Here is a 22,305-nt window from a genome sequence, read left to right on the forward strand (position 1 = left end):
CAACAAAATGCGTTTTTTACATATTTAATAGCGGTTTTATTGATAAGTGTGCCGAACCTTAACAGATATAAAGCCTTTCGGCCTTTTTTGATTCATTTCCAGTGATATTGCTTATTTTGTTTATTCTTTAGCATTTATTTTCATAAAAAAAAGCCCGACGTATCGGACTTTTTAAATTTAACCTAAATAGGCAGTTTATTTTTTATCGGGTAAGGCATAAGCAACCACTGAGTCACCCATCTTGGTACCGAATGAACCATGACCACCAGCCATGATTACCACATATTGTTTACCATTGGCTTCATAAGTCATTGGAGTCGCCTGGCCACCTGCAGGAAGACGACCTTTCCAAAGCTCATCACCGTTGGTCACATTAATGGCGCGGATGTAATTGTCCTGGGTTGCACCAACAAACATCAGATTACCCGCAGTAGAGATTGGACCACCCAGCATTGGCACACCCATTTTGAATGGAGGTAATGGAATAACCGGAAGACTGTCACGGATGGTACCGATACGGCGTTTCCAGGCCACTTCATGGGTATTTAAATCGACACCCGCGACAAAGCCCCAACTTGGCTGTTTACAAGGTAGGCCAAATGGAGAGAGGAACGCGCTGATTTCAACACCGTAAGGCACACCATACATTGGTTGTACACCAGCTTCGGTACCTGCACCTTTGGCAGTTTTAGGACGGTTTGGATCTTCAGGGATCAGTCTGGACACAAATGGCAAGCCAATCGGGTTCATCAAAGCAATTTGACGGTCTGGGTTGACCGACATACCGCCCCATTCAAACACACCCAAGTTACCCGGGAATACCAAAGTGCCATTTTCAGAAGGTGGTGTATAAATACCTTCATAGTTCAATTTCTTGAAAGATACACGGCAGATTAACTGGTCAAACATAGTGGCACCCCACATCTGTTTATCGGTTAATTTTTCTTTCGGTGCCATGTCAAAATCAGAGAACGGTTGAGTTGCTGAATAACGTTCGCCTTTAGTTTGCGGACCGCGTTTCACCGTTTGTGGCACTGGACGCTCAGTAATCGGCACAATTGCTTTACCGTTACGACGGTCAAGCACAAAGGCATTCCCTGTTTTCGTCAATACATAGATGGCAGGAACGATGTTGCCTGATTTATCTTTAATGTCAGCTAAAGAAGGTTGTGCTGGTACATCCATATCCCATAAATCATGATGGGTGGTTTGGAAATTCCAGACCAACTTACCGGTAGATGCATTCAGCGCAAGCATTGAGTTGGCATAACGTTCATCTAACTCGGCACGGTGACCGCCATAAATATCTGGGGTACCTACACCGGTGGGCACATAGACAATATCCAGTTTTGCATCATAGGCCAAAGGTGCCCATGCATTTGGAGAGTTGTGAACAAATTTTTGACCCGGTGCTGGAATCGCATTTGGATCTTCTGCACCTGTATCAAACACCCAAAGCAGTTCACCGCTATTCACATCATAGCCACGGATTACACCAGAAGGCTCTTCGGTCGAATAGTTATCGGTGGTCGAACCCGCAATAATGATGGTTGTACCAGTAATGACTGGAGGTGAAGTTGGGATATAACCACCCGGATATGGGAATGGCATATCTTTTTGCAGATCCACTTCGCCATTGGTACCAAAGTCAGAACATGGCTTACCGGTTTGCGGATTCACCGCAACCAGACGACCGTCATTGACAGGCAGAATCACTTTTTGAGGACATTCAGCAGAGGTGATTTTCTTTGCAGCTAAACTGGTTTCAAAACCAGCCGTATTGTTGACATCAAAATAAGAGACACCACGGCAAGTTAAATGCTGATAGGTATGATCAGCCTTAAGTTTAGGATCATAGGTCCATTTTGCCTTACCTGTTGCAGGATCAAGTGCAGTCAATTTTTGGTGAGTGGTACACATGTATATATTGTCACCGACTTTAATTGGCGTGACCTGATTGGTGGTTTCAGCTGAGTCGTTTGCAGTTTTGAATTCACCAGTGTGATATTCCCAAGCAACTTGCAGGTCTTTTACGTTTTCAGAATTAATTTGTTTTAATGGAGAATAACGTAAACCAGACTGGGTACGACCATAAGCTGGCCAGTCACCATCCGCTACACCCGGAATGGGCTGCGATGTTGCAGGCTGTTTGGCGCTTAACTCACCCCGAATTTCTTGAGGATCATTAAATACCGAGTAGATCATTACAGCAATGGTGATTGCCAATGTGCCTGTAAGCGCCAGTTTTGCGCCTTTGGTATTTTCAAATCCGCGAGTCGCGGCAGGAATAAGCAATAAAAGACCAAAGACACCTAAAATGTCCAGACGTGGTGCGAGCGCAAAGAAGTCAGAACCCACTTCCCAAAGCCCCCAAACCACAGTACCCAATACCAGCACTGCGTAAACCAGAAGTGCGGAATTTTTTAATTTTTGCAATAAAACTGCAGTAACGATGAAGAATAAACCTGCAATAATGTAGTACCAAGACCCACCCAGCACTGCAAGATATATTCCTCCGAGCAGCAGCACTAAACCGAAAATGATGGCAACTACAGCCAAAACCGTTTTTAAAACTGAACCTGAAGAGGGAGTGCTCATATTGACCACCTATTTTTAAGATTCTTTTTAAAGCTCATACCTAAATTTAAATATGAGCACCTTTTTTAATTTTTAGATTTTAGATTTTAGATTTTAAATATCTGAATTAAATCAGCCTTTATAAAGAGAGGTGTGCTCCAGGCATCTCATGATAAAACCCAAGTACTTATCATCTAGAAACTAGACATCTAGAAACTAGAACGCGGTTTGGAATTTAATACCGCCAACCCATGCATTTTCTCCATTTTTATATGCACCCACCTGGTGGATATATTGAACATTGGGACGAATGGTTAGCCAGTTTGTGGCATGGATACCGTAATAAATTTCGGCATTGTATTCTTCATTTTGTAGACCACGGACATCTACATTATCGTTAGCGATGTTTGCATCATTGACATCATCATTGATATTGATGCGAGCTACACCGACCGCAATCTCATCTTGAGGACGAGAATCCATTAAACCTTTATAAACCAAACCAATATTTTGCATGTCGCTAACTTGGTTTGTGTCAGTATCATGTACAGTTAAGTTTACAAAGCCACTCAAGCCACGAGAAGCATCGCCGTGATGAGCAGTCAGTTGCTGTTTGGCAACCACCCAGCCACCTTGATGATGATCTTGTTGATTGGTGATGCTACCGATGACAGCTGCAACTGCAGTACTGTAGTAATAACCGGCACGGTATTCACCCGGAAGTTTTGCAGCACCGAGTTTCGGTATCCAAACCACTTCAGCTGGGATAATCGCGCCATGAGAACCATCGGTGCTTAAATTGAAGCCTTTACCACGCTCTAAGTTTTCAGGGTTATATTCATAAGCACCGACTTGTGCATACACTTCCGGAGTCAGGTTGTATTTCACCCGTGCAGCCCATTGGCTGACTGGCCAGTTGTACCATTGATCACCGACCCAGTTACCCACTTGTGAACCACAAAGCGCCAGGTTCTGAAAATCGCAGTCGAAGCTGTTGAAGTCTTCACCTTCACCAAAACGACCGACTTTCACGTCCAGTTTTTGGTCCAGAAATTTTTTCTTGATCCAGAAGTCAGTTAAACGCCAGGTTTGACCACGGCCCCATACTTCTTGTACTGAACTTTTATGACCGGTCAAGGCATCGGAAGTTTGAGAGAGTGAACGGCCATTCCGTTCGGTCACGGTAATTTGCGCTTCAGTGTCTTGCCAACCTGCAATTTTCTCTAAGTCTAAATGAGCACCTAAAGCGAATTGATCGGCATATTCAGTACCATGACTTGAATGGTTCTTGGAGTCCAGCAGCGTCGCCAGTTCACCTGTGTAGCCAAAGCTAAAATCGTAACCTTTAGCTTGGAGCTCGCTACGTTTACCATTTCAGTCACCAAACATCCACTGGCTTTGCGGGTCAAAAGCTTCTGCTGCATGTACTGTTGAAATGACGCAGCTTAGGGAGATTAAGCTCACACCCAAACTAAATGTTCTACTTAATTTTTTCACAGTAGATCACCTTTATATTATTTTTTTGTAATATTTATGCTACTCCTGTTTTTCTGTAACCTTGGGCACAAATTGTTAATACATTGTTTTTAAATTTTAATATTTTAATCGCCTGTTAAAGCTACCACTTTCCAGTACCTAAATGCTGCCCCACATGCAGATATTCTGTCTTTGAACGTGAAAACTTGATTGGACAAGCCAGCTGTGTTTCAGTCTGTTGACTTGCTTCATCCAGCGGGACTTCAACCACCCATTGTCGTTCTTGTGCCAGTGTGGAATGTAAGGCTTCATCCAGATTTAAAACCGGCTCTACACACACATCCTGCTCAGCGAAGATTGTTGTCCATTCTGCAAAAGTTTTGCTTTTTATTTTCTCCTGAATGGCTTGTTTCACCACTTGCTGATCCAGTAGGTCAAAGGAAGCACCTTTTTCGCTTAGTAGCGGCAAGTCTAAAATTTGCGCCAGTCCCGACATAAATTGGGGTTCCAAACTTCCAATCGATAAATAACGGCCATCCTGAGTCTGGTAATAATCGTAGAAGGTTCCGCCATTTAAATGCGACTGCTGCGGATATTGTTTGGTATTTCCTGCCAATGTGGCTGCTGCGGCCATATTATTTAAAGTGGCTACACAATCAGTCATGGAAACATCAATATATTGCCCTAGGCCGCTTTGCTCGCGCTCCACCACGGCAGCCAGAATTCCAATCACGGCGTGCAAGGAACCGCCTGCAACATCGGCAATCTGGATGCCCATCGGCGGGGGCCCACTGTCCTGCCGGCCGCTATGCCCCGCAATTCCGGATAAAGCTAAATAGTTAATGTCATGTCCAGCCTTATCTTTATAGCTTCCGGTCTGGCCATAGCCGGTAATCGAACAATAGATCAGCCGGGGATTCAGTGCTGCAAGCGTGGCATAATCCAAGCCCAGCCGTTGCATCACTCCCGGCCTAAACTGCTCAATGACAATATCGTATTCAGTAATCTTCTGTTTAATCAGTTCGATACTCTGCGGATCTTTTAGATTTAAAGCGATAGACTGTTTATTACGGTTTAAGTAACTGTGTGCAGTCGCCTGTCCATTGGCATAAGGCGGTAACAGCCGAATCAAGTCTGGACGGGTAGGCGATTCAATATGGATCACTTCTGCACCCAGGTCTGCCAGATATAAAGTCGCGAATGGACCAGGGAGCAAGGTAGAAAAATCAAGAACTTTTAATCCTTTTAAAGCCGTTGTCATATCCAGTTTTACTCTTTTTATGTTGATTTTCCATTCATCTTAGAAATATAAAACTAACAAAACAATGTCATGTTCAGCCATTTACCTTGATCATTTCGGCAATTTAAGATGTAAATAAGGTAAAACAACTATTGTAAATTGCCATCCAAATCATTTTTAGCGTCATTTAGGTCAACTGCAAGTGAATATAAAAGAGAAAGAGACTGAAGGATTTAATATGAGTCGCGATACCATCAGTATCCACTTTGTTAACGCGGCTCTAACAGGCGTAAAACGTCTAGGAATGGACGTCGAAACTTTATTGTCACATGTGGGGATTGAGGCGGAACTATTACGTCAGCCTAAAGCGCGTATTTCTCCAGAACAGTACACCCGATTTATTAAGATGTTATGGATGGTGACCCAGGACGAACATGTCGGCTTTGATGTACAGCCACGTCGTTTGGGCACTTTTGCCATTATGTGTCAGTTGATTATTCACGCGAAAACGCTAGGAGATGCCTTAGAGCTTTCTTCTCAGTTCTACAAACTGTTTGGCGATGATTGGGCGGTAACTCTAGAACGTGACAAACATGAAGCACGTCTGGTTCCGCAAATTCCAACAAGCATGGATCCTGATCATTTCATCACTGAAAGTATGCTGATGATTTGGCACGGTTTGGCATCTTGGCTGATAGAACGTCGTTTACCGCTTGAACGTGTACATTTTAGTTATCCACGCCCAAATCACGCTGAGGAATATGATGCGCTGTTTTTTGCACCCGTCATGCAGTTTGATATGCCTCGTACCGAAATTACCTTTGCTGCGGACTATTTAGATTTACCCATTCGTCAAAATGAAGACACGCTGGAAGAATTTCTCAAAGCAGCGCCGGCACAGTTGCTGGTCAAATTCAAAAACACCAACTCGCTGACTTCTCGTATCCGTGAAGTATTGAAGAGCCAGATTGGTGAAGAAATGCCAACCTTGAATGATGTGGCATCGATGTTGTATCTATCTCCGCAAACCCTGCGCCGTCGTCTGGCTGCGGAAGGTAAAAGCTATCAGGGCGTTAAAGATGCCTTGCGTCGTGATGCAGCCATTCACCTGTTGCTCAATCCGGGCTTGACCCTGGAAGATGTCGCGCAGCAAGTCGGTTTCAGTGAAACCAGCACCTTCCACCGTGCCTTCAAAAAATGGACCGGGGTAACACCGGGTCTGTATCGCCAGTTGCACGGTTATCACTGATCAACATCAGTAAATCTTTTTTAAGACTCTCTTGCCCAGGTTTCGACCTGGGCTTTTTTTATTGACCAAAAACATCATCTGACCTGAACCGTTCTCATCATTGCACTTCAAAAATTAATCATTACACTCAAAAAAGTATAAAAATTTTAAACGCATAAAAGGGACAGACTATGAGCGAGGCTTACATCATCGATGCCATTCGCACACCGCGCGGAAAAGGAAAAAAAGACGGTTCACTCCATGAAGTGAAACCGATTAGCCTGCTGACCACCTTGCTGAATGAGCTGAAAGACCGTCATCAACTCGATACATCTAAAGTAGATGACATCGTGCTGGGCTGTGTTACCCCGATTGGTGACCAGGGTGCCGATATTGCCAAAACTGCAGCCATTGCCGCAGGTTGGGACAATGATGTCGCTGGGGTACAGATCAACCGTTTCTGTGCCTCGGGTCTGGAAGCCGTGAACCTGGCTGCGCAAAAAGTCCGCTCAGGCTGGGAAGATATTGTGGTCGCTGGAGGAGTCGAATCCATGTCCCGTGTGCCGATGGGTTCAGATGGTGGCCCTTGGGCACTGGACCCTGAAACCAATATGGCCTGCGACTTTATTCCGCAAGGCATTGGGGCCGACCTGATTGCCACCATTGATGGCTATAGCCGAGCCGATGTAGATACCTTTGCCGCTGACTCGCAAAAGAAAGCCGCAGCTGCGCAAGCCAATGGCTATTTCGACAAGTCCGTCATTGCGGTAAAAGACAAAGCAGGCGTGACTATTTTAGCCAAAGATGAATTCATCAAACCAACCACGACAGCGGAAAGCTTGGGCAAACTCAATCCAAGTTTTGCCATGATGGGACAAATGGGTTTTGATGCCATCGCACTGCAAAAATACCCTGAAGTGGGTACAGTCAACCATGTACATCATGCCGGAAATTCATCAGGTATTGTTGATGGTGCTGCAGTGGTTCTGGTGGCATCAGAAAAAGCCGTGAAAGAACAAAATCTAAAACCGCGTGCCAAAGTGTTATCGACTGCACTTGTAGGCTCTGATCCGACCATCATGCTGACCGGCCCTGCTCCAGCGGCACGTAAAGCACTGGATAAAGCGGGTTTAACCATTGATGACATCGACCTGTTTGAAGTCAATGAAGCCTTTGCTGCGGTGGTGATGCGTTTCATTACTGAACTGAATGTTGATCCTGCCAAAGTCAACGTCAATGGTGGTGCGATTGCTCTGGGACATCCACTAGGTGCAACCGGTGCGATGATTTTGGGCACGCTGCTTGATGAGCTGGAACGCCAAGGCAAAAAACGTGGTTTGGCAACACTCTGTGTCGGTGGCGGTATGGGCATCGCAACCATTATTGAATTGGTCTAAGGAGAAGAATAATGAGCGCAATCCAATTTGAGAAAAATGCCGACAATATCGTTATTTTGACGCTTGATTCTCCAAACCAGTCTGCCAACACCATGAATGCAGATTTCCGTGAAGCCTTGACTGAAACTGTGGAAAAACTAAAAGCCGATGACAACATTGCAGGCATTATCTTCCGTTCTGCCAAAAAAACCTTCTTTGCTGGTGGTGACCTGGATGAACTGATTCAGGCCACACCTGAACATGCCACAGAATTCTTCAACATGATTGAAGACATGAAAGCCAAGCTGCGTTATATCGAAACCCGTGGCATTCCTGTGGTTGCTGCACTGAATGGCACAGCACTGGGTGGCGGCTGGGAACTGGCATTGTGTTGTCATCAGCGTATTGCATTAAATGATCCCAAAGCAAAATTCGGTCTTCCTGAAGTGACGCTTGGCTTATTGCCAGGTGGTGGCGGTATCGTGCGTATGGTGCGCCTGCTCGGTCTGCAAAATGCTTTTCCTTTACTAATGGAAGGCAAGCAATTTGCTGTTGATAAAGCCAAAGCTTTAGGACTGATTCACGACACAGCCGATTCTGAACAGGAACTTCTAAACAAGGCTATTGCCTGGGTAAAGGCCAATCCGCAGTCTGTACAACCTTTCGATGTAAAAGGCTATAAAATTCCGGGCGGTACGCCATCTTCACCGGCGGTAGCACAAATGCTGGCGATTGCTCCTGCCATGCTACGTGACAAGACCAAGGGCTGCTACCCTGCACCTGAAGCGATTATGGCGGCTGCGGTAGAAGGCGCTCAGGTCGATGTCGATACTGCGCTAACCATTGAATCGCGTTACTTTACTTACCTCGCCACCGGTCAAATTTCCAAAAACATGATCGGGACCTTCTGGCATGGTTTAAATGCGATTAAATCTGGTGCCAGCCGTCCAAAAGACATCGCCAAATGGAAAACGTCTAAAGTTGGCATTTTAGGTGCTGGCATGATGGGTGCAGGCATTGCCTATGCCACGGCGTCCAAAGGCATTGCAGTGGTTTTAAAAGATGTGTCTCTGGAGGCTGCCGAAAAAGGCAAAGCCTACAGCCAAAAGCTGCTGGATAAAAAAGTATCGCAAGGTCGTTTAACTGCCGAGAAAAGGGCTCAGATTTTAGCATTGATTCAGGCAACGGCAGATGCTACGGATCTGCAAGGTTGTGAGCTGATTATTGAAGCGGTATTTGAAAATCCAGAACTGAAAGCCAAAGTCACGCAAGAAGCTGAACAGTATTTGGCGGACAGTGGCGTGATGGCATCCAACACCTCGACCCTACCGATTACTGGGTTGGCTCAAGCCTCTAAAAATGATCAGAGTTTCATTGGACTGCATTTCTTTAGCCCGGTCGATAAAATGCAGCTGGTGGAAATCATCAAAGGTCAAAATACATCCAATGAAACCCTAGCCAAAGCTTATGACTATGTGCAGCAAATTGGCAAAACCCCGATTGTGGTCAATGACAGCCGTGGTTTCTTTACCAGTCGCGTGTTTGGAACTTTTGTGCAGGAAGGTTTACGCCTGCTAGCAGAAGGTGTACACCCTGCCCGTATTGAAATGGCCGCACTGAAAGCGGGTATGCCTGTGGGTCCACTGGCTATTCAGGATGAAGTCTCTTTAACCTTATCTGAACATGTTGCGAATGAAGCGCGAAAAGCATTACAGGCTGAAGGCAAAGACCTGCCACGTTCAGGGGCAGATGATGTAATTCACAGCATGATTCATGAATTTGGCCGTAAAGGTAAAGCTGCAGGTGCAGGCTTCTATGACTATCCGGAAGGTGGTAAAAAACAGCTTTGGGATGGCCTGAAAAAATGGCAGCAAGACACCGACATTTCTGAACAGGAAATGATTGACCGCTTCCTGTTTGTGCAGTCGCTGGATACTTTACGCTGCCTGGAAGAAGGTGTACTGGAATCGACGGTTGATGGCAATATCGGCTCTATTTTCGGAATTGGTTTTGCCCCTTGGACCGGCGGTGCGTTGCAATACCTGAATCAATATGGCCTAGAAAAAGCCTTGATTCGTGCCAACAGCCTTGAAGCTAAATACGGTCAACGCTTTAAAGCACCGCAATTGCTAAAAGACAAGATTGCCCAAGGCGAAAAAATTTAAACTTCATCTTGTAAAAAGAGAGAGGTGAAATGCCACTGCTGTCCCATAGTTGAAGTCCATGTGTTAGATTCGCGAGTGTGGCAGGGATGCCACACATTCCCCATGCCTTGCGCTGCGTTTTAAAGCAGTGCTTAAAACTGGCTCAGGATGTCATGTATGGGGAATAAGGACTTTTCTTGCGAACTCAAAATATATTTTGAGTTCTCATTTTGGTCTGTCAAAAGTAGGGTTCAGCCTACGCAAAGCCATTTACACTTCTAAATAAAAGACAAGGCTGTAAAAAATATAAATATCAAATACTTAAATATAAAAAACTTTTATACTGATTCAATACTAAAATAAAATTCAAATTATGGGACAGCAGTGGGCAAAATGCTTCTCTTTTTTTGCACTTGAGCACGATGCTTTTTCAAGCCACAGAATCCCATCTGCTTTTACTGGCTTTTATGTTATAAAGTTACATAAGTTTTAAATTTTTTTATTTATCCAGTGGGTAGACCTCTTATGACAAATCACTCTTCTCCTGAAAAATCACCTTGGGGTTGGAAAGCCGTTATTATTGTTTGTATTTTAGGTGCTTTATTTATGGGCATCTTTTATCTGGCCCTGAGCAATGACCCAGATTACATGCCAAGCCAGAAACGTAATCAGACGCATACCGCACACCAGCAGCAGTCTTCAGCTTCTGAGCCTACTGCTGCAGAAATGAACATGACTGAAGCAGAACATGCACAGATGGCCGATCATGACGCATCTGCTGCCGCTGGTCACTGATTCTAGACAATAAAAAAAGCGAGATCATCTGTCTCGCTTTTTTTAAGTCTTATGTGATGATTTCTTTGATTAATCCAGTTTTAAATACATATCAATATGCGCAATGCCGCAATCCAGATATTCCTCACCCTGCACAGTAAAGCCAAGTCCTGCATAAAACTGAATGGCATGTACTTGCGAAGATAGTTTCAAAAATTTGCGCTGTTCATTCTTAGCTCGCTGAATGATCTGCAGCATCAACAACTTGCCAATGCCCTGCCCCCGATAAGATTTTAAAACCGCAACACGGCCAATGCTGTGATTTGGCAGCAGGCGAGCTGTCGCAACAGGCTGAGCCTGATCATAAACCACAAAATGCAATGAGACGGCATCTTGCGCATCCCATTCGTCGGCAGCAGCAATGTTTTGTTCCTGAATAAAGACCTGCTCACGAATCAATTTGGCATCATTGTGCAATTCGTCCCAACTGCCTGTGCGTATCGTAAATGAGGTCATCAACAATCATCTTCCTAAAAATAAAAGCAGCTTTAAAACTGCTTTATCCCTTTTAAATTAACACTTACAGCCAATATCCTGCTGATCCCATTGATCATTCAGCAGCAATTCCAGGGAATGCTTTTGAATGCCATACATCTGTTTTAAAGCCTGAATTTGCGCCAAAACCTGTGGGTCTGGCGCTTGATAATCTTTGCGTTTGGTGGCCAGAATCATCTTGTTTTTACTGGTATGTTCCAGCGCCACAAACTCAAATACCTTGGTTTCATAGCCATACGCTTTGAGCAGCAAGGCACGAATGGTATCGGTCAGCATTTCGGCCTGTTGTCCGGCATGAATGCCAAACTGCAGCATCGGTTTCAGCACTTCAGGGCTTTTTAATTGTGGACGCAATTCTTTATGACAACACGGCGCGCACATGATCATTTGCGCATTTAAGCGGATACCGGTATGAATGGCAAAGTCAGTTGCCACATCGCAGGCATGCAGCGCAATCATGACATCCAGATGTTCAGGCTGATAGGTACGGACATCGCCCTGAAAAAAATCCAGTTGCTGAAAGTCTGAACGTTGCGCAACGCCTTGACAAAATTCCACCATTTTCGGATTCAGCTCGACCCCGGTCACAAAAGGAGTTTGGTCGTGTTTGGCCAGATAATCATATAAAGCAAAGGTTAAATAGCCTTTGCCTGAACCAAAATCAACCACACGCAGTGCATGATCGTGTTGGCTAATCTGTTCCAAGGCGCCCGAGAAAATTTCAATAAATTTATTAATCTGTTTCCATTTACGCGCCATGCTGGGAATAATCTGTGCGTTATGATCAGTAATTCCAAGCGGTTGTAAAAAGTAACTGTCTTGATCGACATAGCGATGCTTGGCACGGTCATGGCCTTGCTGTGTCTCTGCCGGATTCACGGTAGTAATCGCCTTTTTACTACTGCTCAGCAGGGCTTTCTTCTTATTTTTTTTCAGTTGCAGTTCTTCGCTCGTGGTAAACAAATTGGCCTGTTTAGATTGAGCCAACAGCGATTGCACCAAAGACACAGCTTCTGCCAAAGGATAATTTTTAGTGACATCTTGAGTCTTGTAACGATACAGACAGCTGAGCACAGGCTGGTTTTGCAGTGAAATGACTCGTAAGGTCATTTTCTCCAAATGCTCAAGTTCACCTTTATGCTGGCTAATAATCATTCGATCAAAACTATGTGTTTCAATGGCTTGCTGAAAGGCATCTAAGAATTTTTGTTCCTGAATAAAAGGAGAAGCCGGTTGAGACATACAAATCACTCGAATAAATGAAGCTATAGTTTAAAACTTCTTACTTTAAAGGTAAAACTGCATTATTATACAAATGTATTTTTTAATTATAGAAAATAAATAATGACAACATCTCAGCTGCAGGCTTACGATCCACATGAAGAAAAAATTAATGCGATCAGTCATGCACTTGGCGCACTATTAGCCATTATTGCCAGCATTTTTATGCTGATTAAGGGCAGCTATTTACCGCTTGGGCAATTTATCGGCTTATGCGTTTATGCACTAAGCATGATTTTACTTTTTTCTGCATCGAGTCTTTATCATTATGCCGAATCGCCACAACGACGCGGCTGGTACAAAAAACTCGACCACACTGCTATTTATTATCTGATTGCGGGAACCTACACCCCATTCCTGGCCATCGCCATTCCTACAGCTAAGGCCCATTATTTATTGATTGCACTTTGGCTGATTGCTCTTATTGGTACACTATTCAAGTTAATTTTCATCCATCGTTTCCAAAAAATTTCCCTCCTTGCTTATTTGGGCATGGGATGGATGGCTTTGCTGGTAATGGATGATATGCAACGCTTTTTAAGTGCTCAAGCTTTGACCTACTTAGTTATTGGAGGGCTTGCTTACACCGTGGGTGCATTGTTTTATGCCTTAAAAAGAGTAAGATATACCCACGCTATCTGGCATATTTTTGTATTAATAGGTGCAGGATCACAATTTCTGTCTATCTATCTGTACGTGATTTAACCCTCTCATTCTTCATTTCAGTGACCCTGAGCGAGTCGAGTAGAGACGGTTGTTCGTTGTTTTTTTAAGAAATTACGCCTTTTTTAAAAAGATTACGCTTTTAAAACTAAGTTTTTTTATTTTTAGTAAGTGTAAGGTCATCCATGGCGTCATCAAATTCTATTGTTGCTTCAGAAGAAGTAGCAACTAACTCAAAATTCCGCGTTCTTACTGCGAGTCTTGTAGGTACAACAATCGAGTTCTTCGATTTTTATATTTATGCAACAGCGGCAGTCATTATTTTTCCACATCTGTTCTTTCCAGCAAGCACAGATCCAACCACTGCAACCATTCAGTCTTTAGCCACCTTTGCGATTGCCTTTATTGCACGCCCGATTGGTGCTGCACTGTTTGGACATTTGGGTGACCGGATTGGTCGTAAAGCAACCCTGGTCGCGGCATTACTCACGATGGGTGTTTCGACTGTATGTATTGGTTTACTTCCAACTTATGCACAAGTTGGTCTTGCTGCCCCCTTATTGCTTGCTCTTTGCCGTTTAGGTCAAGGCCTTGGCTTAGGTGGTGAATGGAGTGGTGCGGTTCTTCTGGCCACTGAAAATGCACCTGAAGGCAAACGTGCATGGTACGGTATGTTCCCACAACTTGGGGCGCCGATCGGCTTTATCTTGGCTACCGGTTCTTTCATTACCCTTGGCGCATTCATGTCTGAACAGGACTTTATGCAATGGGGCTGGCGTATTCCGTTTATTTCAAGTGCTTTACTGGTCATTATGGGTTTATGGATTCGTTTGAAACTTCATGAAACTCCTGCCTTCCAGAAAGTATTGGATAAGCAAAAAGAAGTAAATATTCCGTTTAAAGAAGTGTTGACCAAACACTGGGGCATGCTCATTCTGGGTACGATTGCAGCTATCTGTACCTTCGTTGTGTTCTATTTGACCACAGTATTTGCACTAAACTGGGGAACCACCAAACTCGGTTACACACGTTCTGAATTTCTGGAACTGCAATTGGTTGCCACATTATGCTTTGCTGTATTCATTCCACTTTCTGCCGTTTTTGCGGAAAAATTTGGTCGTAAAGCCACATCCATTGGCGTATGTATTGTTTCAGCATTGTTTGGCCTGGTGTTCTCAAGCATGCTTGAATCTGGCAACACTATTATCGTGTTCTTATTCTTATGTGTTGGTTTGGCGATCATGGGCTTAACTTATGGCCCGATTGGTACAGTACTTTCTGAAATGTTCCCAACTTCAGTGCGTTATACCGGTTCAGCATTAACCTTTAACCTTGCAGGTATTTTTGGGGCGTCTTTTGCACCATTAATCGCAACTAAGCTTGCAACGACCTATGGTTTATATGCTGTCGGTTATTACTTAACCGCTGCTTCTCTGCTTTCACTTCTTGCCTTCCTGGCCATTCGTGAAACCAAAAATGATGATGTAAACAACCAGGTTTAATCTCATTTCTGAATAAAAAAACCAGCGTTATCCACGCTGGTTTTTTTATATGTTTTTTCTCACTGCTTCAGATCTGTTCATCACTTAACATCTGTTGATAAAGCTCTTCAAAGACTTTTCGATCGCCACCTGACTGGTAATAACTGGGAACAATGTAAGTCACCAGCTGACGGTATCTTTCTGTTCCGTATAAGTGATCCAAGAAAGCTTCCACATTCTTTTCATCAATCCCAAAGGCCGTGATCAGTTGCTGAAACTTTTGATAAAACCTGCTGGCAAATTCTGGTGTATTGACCACATCACTTTCGGCTTGTTGAAAAGCCTGTTCCAGAGCAATTAAACCCGCTTCAAGCTGTGCCGATTGAGGTTCTGTTAAAGCAAAAAACTGACCGACCTCTTCTGAAAAAGACATGCCCTTCTCCTATTCCGTTCTCATTGTTATAAAATAATCTTGTTTTACAGTATGTCAAAAATTGTTCCTGAAACCGATCTTCAAGATTTAAACCAATTCAATAATATCAATCGTCGGCGGTACCCGAAAACGAAACGGCACACCGACCAGCCCTGTACCTACTGTGACAAATACATCAGCATTTTCATGCTCATATAAACCTTTTTTATGTCCAAGAATGGATACTTTTTTCATGATGTAATTGGTCAGCCAAGGCAGTTCCACCTGCCCGCCATGGGTATGCCCCGACAGCATGAGCGGACGTGTCGGTAATTGCGGTACCATATCTACCGTATCCGGATTATGTGACAAGATGACCCAAGGTTTGTCTTGCGGCAAATCTGGCATATAACGCATATCGGTTTTACCGGCCCATAAATCCCCCACACCGAGCAATCTGAACTCATCGAATTCAATCATCTGTCCTTCAATATCAATCACATTATTGACTTTGAGCGCATGCCGCAACAGGTTTTGAATCGGTGGTCCCGGGTACTGCTCATCATGATTGCCATTGACTGAATACACCGGAGCATTGATGTTTTGTAAAATGGCCAGCTCATCTGCCAGTTTGTTTTCTGGTTCATAGGTCCAGTCCCCTGCCACTACCACCAGATCGGGATTCTGCTGATTGATTTTATCGACAATAATTTTCAGCTGGCGTTCATGTCCGGAAAACAGTCCAATATGTAAATCGGCAATCAAGGCCAGTTTGACCGGACGCTGCAGATTTTGTTCCGGATTGAGCTGATATTGCAGGGTTTTAACCATGACATGCTGAGGTTCGATAAAACGGGCATAAATCAGCACGCAACTCAGCAAGAAAATAAACACCGCTTGGTGAATAGAGTAATAACCACTCCAACCGGCAAATAAGCTAAAGAAAAATAATGGGAAAAGTAAATAAGATAAATAAAAGGCCAATAAATGTACAAAGGCCTTAAAGGGATGAATGGTTTCTGTCCGTGTCTGGCTTAACCAAGCCTGTGCGATACCCCACACCGCAAGCAGAGCGAAACAAATATAAAAATAAAAAGCAACTGCGTGCGAATCCCACATATTATCGTCTCTAATCATTACGATGATATTACATCATTCATCTATTACGATATTTATCTTTTCACAGCTGGCAATTATACTCAAACCAAATTTTGGTATCGTTTTACAATATATGACGCAATCTTCTCATCGACTTACACACTTAAATACTGCGAAATCATATAGATCTCATAGCTATAAAACCGCAGTATTACTTAGTTGTAGCCTGATTCTGGGGATTCCTGCATGTTCAACCCTGCCTAAACAGATTCCCCAACCGGTTGAATATTCATTCGACACCAAAACCGAACAGACTTCCCTAGCTAAAATCATTATGCCGTTGAGGGAGCAAAACCCGAATCTGACCGGTTATCATGTTTTATATGACCCGCTGGAAGCTTTGGCTGCACGTATCCATTTAATTGATAAAGCAGAAAAAACTTTAGATTTACAATACTACATTTGGGACAACGATAAAATTGGATCGCTGGCCCTACACTCCATCATTAAAGCAGCTGACCGTGGCGTAAAAGTTCGTTTATTGATGGATGACAACAATGCCAAAAAGATGGAAGGCATTTATCTGGCTCTCGATCAGCATAAAAATATTGATGTGCGCCTGTATAATCCTTACCGTTTTAGACATTACCGTGCCATGGACATGGTGCTGGATTTAAAACGCATTAACCGTCGCATGCATAACAAAAGTTTTATTGCAGATAACCAGATTGCATTAATTGGCGGTCGCAATATGAGTAACCAGTATTATAACGTCAGTGACAATTATCAGTTTTCCGATGTCGATGTGATGCTGGTCGGTGCTGCATCGGATGAAATTATTCATTCCTTCGATGAATACTGGAATGACGATTATGCTTTTCCGGTCAAACAAATAGTCAATCCAAGGCATTATTCATTACGCTTTGACAGTCTGAAGCAACAGCTGGAAGAGCACTATCAAAACATTACCGTACAGAATTATCTCGATTTAGCCACCCGATCGCATGCTTTTGAAGACTGGCTCAATAACAGTATTCAATTTGACTGGGTCAAAGCCGAAATCGTCAGTGATTCAGCCAGTAAAATCAGGGCCAAGGCCAAAAAAGAACAACATCTGAATTTTCAGCTGATTAATCGCCTCAAAAAACCCGAACACAGTGTCGATATTATTTCCGCTTATTTTGTTCCGGAAAAAAAAGGCGAAAAGATGCTGAGTGATCTGGCTCAAAACAATATTAATGTGCGGGTACTGACCAATTCCTTTAAAGCCAATGATGTGGCTTTGGTGCATGCCTTTTATGGCAAATATCGTAAAGATTTACTCCAGAATAATGTCCAGCTTTACGAGTTTCTGTCTGTACCGGAAACCGAAAACCTGAATGCCAATACCAAGGAAATTGCAGAAAAAGCCAAAGTCAGCATCAAAGGTTTAAGCCGTTCCAGCTTGCATGCCAAACTCATGACCATAGATGAGAAGCAGGTTTTTATTGGGTCTTTTAATTTCGACCCACGTTCCGCTTATTTAAATACCGAAATTGGTGTATTGCTGGACAGTCCGAATCTGGCCAAAGCGATTCATTCCACTATGGATCAGAACCTGTCTAAATATGCCTACAAACTGGTGTTAAATGCCAACAATCAAATCAACTGGCAGATTAAACGGCATGATGGCAGCATCAAAACTTATCAGAAAGAACCCAAGATGAAATGGTGGCAAAAAGCAGGTGTTAAAATGATTTCCTGGTTACCGCTAGAAGGCTTTATGTAAGCCTTCATGACTGCTTGGACAGAAGTGGTATAGGTGAAGTCTTCAGTACTTTGTGCTGTAAGCGGGCCAAGCCTTCGATCATTTGAGTTTGCACTTCTTCAGTCAAGCTTTCAACAGTATGCCCTTGCACAGAAATAGCCGGCAATGCCATTAAATGTGCAGTGACCTTGGGCATTTCCAGCACTTTTTTAACATGGTCGGCAAAGCTAAGATCCCCAATAAATGGCGCGACCGTATCCAGTTGCCCATCCTGATTGACATAGCAGATCAGGCAAATTTGCACCGGACGCTGGGCTTCAATCGCTGCACCTAAAATACGGCCATAGATTTTTTTAATTTTGCTGCCATCCGAAGTGGTCGCTTCAGGGAAAAACAATACCGGAATATCCAGTTTTAAAAAGCTGGTAATTTGCTCTTTGATTTTAATTGAATCCCCAGAACCGCGCTTAATAAATAATGTGCCACCGCCCTTGGCCAGTTTCCCCAGTAAGGGCCATTTTTCAATTTCCGCTTTGGCTAAAAAGAACACCCGGGCACCGGAACCTAAAACGGCGACATCCAGCCAGGAAATGTGATTGCTCACCCATAAGGCCGGTTCACGCGGAATTATCCCATGTACCTGAATTTCAAGGTTAAAAACCTTACATAATTCCCGGCAAAAATGCTGCACATAACGGGTATTACATGGATTATTCGGATCTTTATATAAACGGTGACGATAAACCAGATAAAATCCTTGAATAATCGCCCCTAAAACAGCCACTAACTTTCTGCTATATAAGAAAAATTTAGACAGGCCATTTAACGAAGAATGTTCAGTTACAGAGGATTGATTCATAGAGGGATCACTAATTACCAGCTACAGCGTTTAATCATTTATTTTCTGCATTCTATACTGTTCATTTTAATCTTGCATTGATCATAAAAACCCAAATCGGCTATTTATTTTCTCAATTTAGCAAACAGAGTTCATAAATTATTTATTTCTATCATAAATAAAGAGATTAAATCATGCGCTGAAAATTAAAAACTAAATGCATATAAACCTGCATTCTTTGATGCTTTTAATCATTTACTCTGAGATTTCCCTCATCATAACAATGCGGGGTGGACTGAATATCTTGTTACGATGCTTTGCTAAGTTTTTGCTATTTTTCCCTCTCCCTGCTCATTTTCAACTAAAATGAAGTTTTAACGCAGTAGAGATCATATTTAGTGGAATATTTTGAGCAACATCAAGGGAGTGAACGAACAATCCTAGTGAGTGTATCGGTACAGCTGTTAGATGACCTTGATGCAGAAGAATTTCATTTACTGGCCCAATCTGCGGGTGCCGAAATTTTAGAACATATCACCGCTCAACGTATCAGGCCTGATCCCAAACTGTTTATCGGTTCTGGCAAAGCAGAAGAAATTGCCGCTCTGGTACAGGACCTTGAAGCCAACCTGGTCATTTTCGATCATTCGCTGACGCCGGCTCAAGCCCGTAATTTAGAAAAAATCATGCTATGCCGCGTAGTTGACCGTACCGAACTGATTTTAGATATTTTTGCGCAACGTGCACGTACCTATGAAGGTAAATTGCAAGTCGAATTAGCACAGTTACAGCATTTATCCTCACGTTTAGTGCGTAGCCGGAGTAATCTCGACAGTCAAAAAGGGGGGATTGGCTTACGTGGTCCGGGTGAAACCTTGCTTGAAACAGACCGCCGTTTACTGCGTATTCGCATGGGACAACTCAAAACCAAACTGGATAAAGTCCGCCAGACCCGCATGCAAGGTCGTGTTGCACGTCAGAAAGCCGCTGTGCCGACCGTCTCTTTAGTCGGTTATACCAATGCCGGCAAATCCACCCTGTTTAATATTCTGGCCAAGAGCGATGTTTACGCGGCAGATCAGCTGTTTGCAACATTGGATCCAACACTGCGCCGCCTGGAATGGGATGGGATTGGACGTTTAGTTCTGGCGGATACCGTGGGTTTCGTGCGTAATCTCTCGCATTCTTTGGTTGAATCTTTTAAAGCGACACTTGAAGAAACCTTAGAGGCCACATTGCTGCTTCATGTGATTGATTCTAGCAGCCCAGACATGCTGGAACAGATTGAAGCAGTAGAATCGGTACTCAAGGAAATTGGCGCCAATGTGCCAGTACTTCGTGTCTATAACAAAATTGATGTGAGCGGTGAAGATGCCAAGATTGTCTATGCCAAACCGCACATGCCCGATCGGGTGTATGTATCAGCACACTCAGGCCAGGGTTTAGACCTGCTTCGTCAAGCGGTACAAGAATGTTTGATGGGGCAAATTCAAAGCTTCGAATTAGCGTTAAAGCCTGCATATGGCAAATTGCGTAACCAATTGTATGCCTTGAATGTCATTCAATCTGAAAATTATGATGATGTAGGCAATCTGCATTTGCACGTGATCATAGCCCCGCAAAAGCTGGAACAGCTGATTAAACAGGCGCATTTGCCTATCGATGAAATTCTGGGGCAGAAGGCGGTACAATTTAAGCGGCCGCTTGAAGAATTTGAAATAAAACGATAAATCGGTTAAAACGTGACAAGTGTAATTATAATTGTTGGTAAAATGGACTGGATAAAAACAATCGACTGGCCAGCCTGGATTGGCACACTGGCATTAATCATCTGCTTCCGTGAAGGAGCCGTATGGTTAAGCACACAATTTCATCATCCTGAACTGGGTAACCTGCTGGGCTTGATCAGCCTATTGGTGACTTTATTTATTTGGAGAAGTTTCAACAAATTACCCAGTCGCTTGGTCGACACCAATAACAAGATCATGAAAGAAAGTGCCTTTGCTTTTTTGCCCATCAGCGCCGGCTCTTTAATTATGCTGACCCAGATGGGAAAAGAAATCCCTGCTTTCCTGCTGGTGATGTTTATCAGCACCCTGATCCCCTTGTGGGTTTATGCAAAAATGTCCAAGCGTTGGTTATAGGGAAATCATATGTTCGCAGTCTTCTACGGTTTAATGATCACGCTGATCGCCTATCTGGTCGCAAAACCTATTAACAAACGCCTTCCGCAAGTTCCGGTGATTGTGATCGGCATGTTTTTGATTATTGGACTGCTGTTTGTATTTGGCATTCCTTATGAATCCTATATGCTCCAGGTCAATCCACTTTTTAATCACCTCTTGGGCTATGTCACTGTGGCATTGGCCATTCCCCTTGCCGCCATGCGTTATGATGATCTGCCGCTGAAAGCCATGCTCGGAATTCTGGTTTTTGCCAGTATCAGTGCGGTGGCTTTGCCTATGGGACTTGCCTATTTATTGCATATGACCGATTCAAGCATCATGGCATTTGCTACTCGTGCCGTAACCACACCAATCGCCATCAATATTGCGACCCTATTACATGCTCCGATTAGCATGGTCATTCTTATTGTGATTTTATCCGGTGTTATTGGAGCTGCCTTTTCTCCGTTGATCCTGCGTCATATCAATGACGAACGCGCTTCAGGCTTGGCATTAGGCTTGGCTGCTCATGCCATTGGAACAGCACAGGCATGGCAAAGAGGCAGCGTGGCAGGACGCTATGCCGCATTTGGCATGGCAGTGAATGCTGTATTTACTGCAATATGGCTGCCAACTTTTATACTTTATTTGCAAAAAATGTGACTAGTGAATCATTAATAACCATTGGTACAGTCAAAAGTTGACCTTATGATGAAAATCGATCATGAAGTTATCGTAAGGTTTTTTTGATGAAAAATATTAAAATATTAGCCGCCCTACTTCTTTCTACCAGCAGCAGTGCTGTTTTTGCTGAAGACATCACGGGAACCTGGAAAAATATTGATGACAAAACCGGTTCATCAAAAGCCATTCTTGAAATTCGTCAGGAAAGTAACGGCACCTATACCGCACAAGTGGTCAAAGTAACCCCTCGTCCTGGCTATACTCCCAAAGAAATCTGCGTCAAATGTCCTGCACCCTATACCAATAAGCCCATCCTGGGAATGGATATCCTGAAAGGCTTAAAACATATAGAAGGACCCAACTATGCGAATGGTAAAATTATCGATCCGCTATCTGGTCATATTTACAGTATGAAAGCAAAATTAAGTGCCAATGGAAAACGTTTAACCCTGCGCGGTTATGTCGGAGTTTCCGCTTTAGGACGCAGCCAGACCTGGATTAGAAACGACTAAATATGACAAAAAGCCGCACTATGTGGCTTTTTTATTCACTGATATTTAAATAGT

The 22,305-nt window shown here is 43.5% G+C and carries 18 protein-coding genes and 1 pseudogene; 11 read left to right on the plus strand and 8 right to left on the minus strand.

Going from position 1 to position 22,305, the window contains the following annotated elements:
* Nucleotides 1-195: 195 nt before the first annotated feature.
* The 3 genes and pseudogenes from WAE57_RS11985 to WAE57_RS11995 all read right to left on the minus strand — a co-directional run bounded on the left by WAE57_RS11985 (nucleotide 196) and on the right by WAE57_RS11995 (nucleotide 5,314).
* Nucleotides 196-2,598, minus strand: a complete 2,403-nt coding sequence (locus WAE57_RS11985; protein WP_337710789.1) for a glucose/quinate/shikimate family membrane-bound PQQ-dependent dehydrogenase — start codon at nucleotides 2,596-2,598, stop codon at nucleotides 196-198.
* 195 nt (nucleotides 2,599-2,793) lie between these two features.
* Nucleotides 2,794-4,074 (minus strand): annotated as a pseudogene (locus tag WAE57_RS11990) (carbohydrate porin).
* Nucleotides 4,075-4,195: 121 nt separating this feature from the next.
* Nucleotides 4,196-5,314, minus strand: coding sequence for a CaiB/BaiF CoA-transferase family protein (locus tag WAE57_RS11995; protein ID WP_337710790.1), 1,119 nt, complete (start codon nucleotides 5,312-5,314; stop codon nucleotides 4,196-4,198).
* A 217-nt stretch (nucleotides 5,315-5,531) separates the two neighbouring features.
* Between WAE57_RS11995 and WAE57_RS12000 the strand changes: the two genes are divergently transcribed.
* The 4 genes from WAE57_RS12000 (at nucleotide 5,532) to WAE57_RS12015 (ending at nucleotide 10,836) form a co-directional block, all read left to right on the plus strand.
* Nucleotides 5,532-6,542 carry an AraC family transcriptional regulator gene (locus WAE57_RS12000; RefSeq protein WP_086175406.1) on the plus strand — a complete coding sequence of 337 codons (1,011 nt, stop codon included), beginning with the start codon at nucleotides 5,532-5,534 and terminating at the stop codon, nucleotides 6,540-6,542.
* Nucleotides 6,543-6,712: 170 nt separating this feature from the next.
* Entirely contained in the window at nucleotides 6,713-7,918 is a 1,206-nt protein-coding gene (locus tag WAE57_RS12005) for an acetyl-CoA C-acetyltransferase (RefSeq protein WP_337710791.1), read from the plus strand.
* 11 nt (nucleotides 7,919-7,929) lie between these two features.
* A complete protein-coding gene (locus WAE57_RS12010; protein WP_337710792.1) occupies nucleotides 7,930-10,062 on the plus strand; it encodes a 3-hydroxyacyl-CoA dehydrogenase NAD-binding domain-containing protein in 2,133 nt (710 codons plus the stop codon).
* Nucleotides 10,063-10,566: 504 nt separating this feature from the next.
* Nucleotides 10,567-10,836, plus strand: a complete 270-nt coding sequence (locus WAE57_RS12015; RefSeq protein ID WP_337710793.1) for a hypothetical protein — start codon at nucleotides 10,567-10,569, stop codon at nucleotides 10,834-10,836.
* A 69-nt stretch (nucleotides 10,837-10,905) separates the two neighbouring features.
* Here WAE57_RS12015 and WAE57_RS12020 read toward each other — a convergent pair whose 3' ends face one another.
* Both WAE57_RS12020 and WAE57_RS12025 read right to left on the minus strand, forming a co-directional pair.
* On the minus strand, nucleotides 10,906-11,331 hold the full coding sequence (locus tag WAE57_RS12020) for a GNAT family N-acetyltransferase (RefSeq protein ID WP_337710794.1): 426 nt from the start codon (nucleotides 11,329-11,331) through the stop codon (nucleotides 10,906-10,908).
* A 57-nt stretch (nucleotides 11,332-11,388) separates the two neighbouring features.
* Nucleotides 11,389-12,612, minus strand: a complete 1,224-nt coding sequence (locus tag WAE57_RS12025; RefSeq protein WP_337710795.1) for an SAM-dependent methyltransferase — start codon at nucleotides 12,610-12,612, stop codon at nucleotides 11,389-11,391.
* Nucleotides 12,613-12,714: 102 nt separating this feature from the next.
* Between WAE57_RS12025 and WAE57_RS12030 the strand changes: the two genes are divergently transcribed.
* Together WAE57_RS12030 and WAE57_RS12035 are read left to right on the plus strand one after the other, a co-directional pair.
* Entirely contained in the window at nucleotides 12,715-13,356 is a 642-nt protein-coding gene (locus WAE57_RS12030; protein ID WP_337710796.1) for a hemolysin III family protein, read from the plus strand.
* Between the two features lie 143 nt (nucleotides 13,357-13,499).
* On the plus strand, nucleotides 13,500-14,816 hold the full coding sequence (locus WAE57_RS12035; protein WP_237788269.1) for an MFS transporter: 1,317 nt from the start codon (nucleotides 13,500-13,502) through the stop codon (nucleotides 14,814-14,816).
* 67 nt (nucleotides 14,817-14,883) lie between these two features.
* Here the strand turns inward: WAE57_RS12035 and WAE57_RS12040 are convergent, their stop codons facing one another.
* Together WAE57_RS12040 and WAE57_RS12045 are read right to left on the minus strand one after the other, a co-directional pair.
* The gene (locus tag WAE57_RS12040; RefSeq protein ID WP_237788270.1) at nucleotides 14,884-15,228 is read right to left on the minus strand and encodes a hypothetical protein; all 345 of its coding nucleotides are present in this window, start codon (nucleotides 15,226-15,228) and stop codon (nucleotides 14,884-14,886) included.
* An 87-nt stretch (nucleotides 15,229-15,315) separates the two neighbouring features.
* Entirely contained in the window at nucleotides 15,316-16,326 is a 1,011-nt protein-coding gene (locus tag WAE57_RS12045; protein WP_337710797.1) for a metallophosphoesterase, read from the minus strand.
* A 112-nt stretch (nucleotides 16,327-16,438) separates the two neighbouring features.
* Here WAE57_RS12045 and WAE57_RS12050 point away from each other — a divergent pair, with 112 nt between their 5' ends.
* Nucleotides 16,439-18,073, plus strand: a complete 1,635-nt coding sequence (locus WAE57_RS12050; RefSeq protein WP_337710798.1) for a phospholipase D family protein — start codon at nucleotides 16,439-16,441, stop codon at nucleotides 18,071-18,073.
* Nucleotides 18,074-18,077: 4 nt separating this feature from the next.
* On the opposite strand, the gene WAE57_RS12055 is transcribed toward WAE57_RS12050, so the two are convergent.
* On the minus strand, nucleotides 18,078-18,911 hold the full coding sequence (locus WAE57_RS12055; RefSeq protein WP_337710799.1) for a lysophospholipid acyltransferase family protein: 834 nt from the start codon (nucleotides 18,909-18,911) through the stop codon (nucleotides 18,078-18,080).
* A 377-nt stretch (nucleotides 18,912-19,288) separates the two neighbouring features.
* Between WAE57_RS12055 and hflX the strand changes: the two genes are divergently transcribed.
* From hflX to WAE57_RS12075, 4 genes are all read left to right on the plus strand, one after another.
* Nucleotides 19,289-20,620: a ribosome rescue GTPase HflX gene (gene hflX, locus WAE57_RS12060; RefSeq protein WP_337710800.1), complete on the plus strand. Its 1,332-nt coding sequence runs from the start codon at nucleotides 19,289-19,291 to the stop codon at nucleotides 20,618-20,620.
* Between the two features lie 42 nt (nucleotides 20,621-20,662).
* Complete coding sequence (locus WAE57_RS12065; protein ID WP_337710805.1) at nucleotides 20,663-21,034, plus strand: hypothetical protein; 372 nt, start codon at nucleotides 20,663-20,665, stop codon at nucleotides 21,032-21,034.
* 9 nt (nucleotides 21,035-21,043) lie between these two features.
* Complete coding sequence (locus tag WAE57_RS12070) at nucleotides 21,044-21,718, plus strand: LrgB family protein (protein WP_086175420.1); 675 nt, start codon at nucleotides 21,044-21,046, stop codon at nucleotides 21,716-21,718.
* An 86-nt stretch (nucleotides 21,719-21,804) separates the two neighbouring features.
* Nucleotides 21,805-22,251 carry a DUF2147 domain-containing protein gene (locus WAE57_RS12075; protein ID WP_086175421.1) on the plus strand — a complete coding sequence of 149 codons (447 nt, stop codon included), beginning with the start codon at nucleotides 21,805-21,807 and terminating at the stop codon, nucleotides 22,249-22,251.
* Nucleotides 22,252-22,305: the final 54 nt, after the last annotated feature.

The organism is Acinetobacter sp. NS-4 (assembly GCF_037402435.1).
Lineage (GTDB): Bacteria > Pseudomonadota > Gammaproteobacteria > Pseudomonadales > Moraxellaceae > Acinetobacter.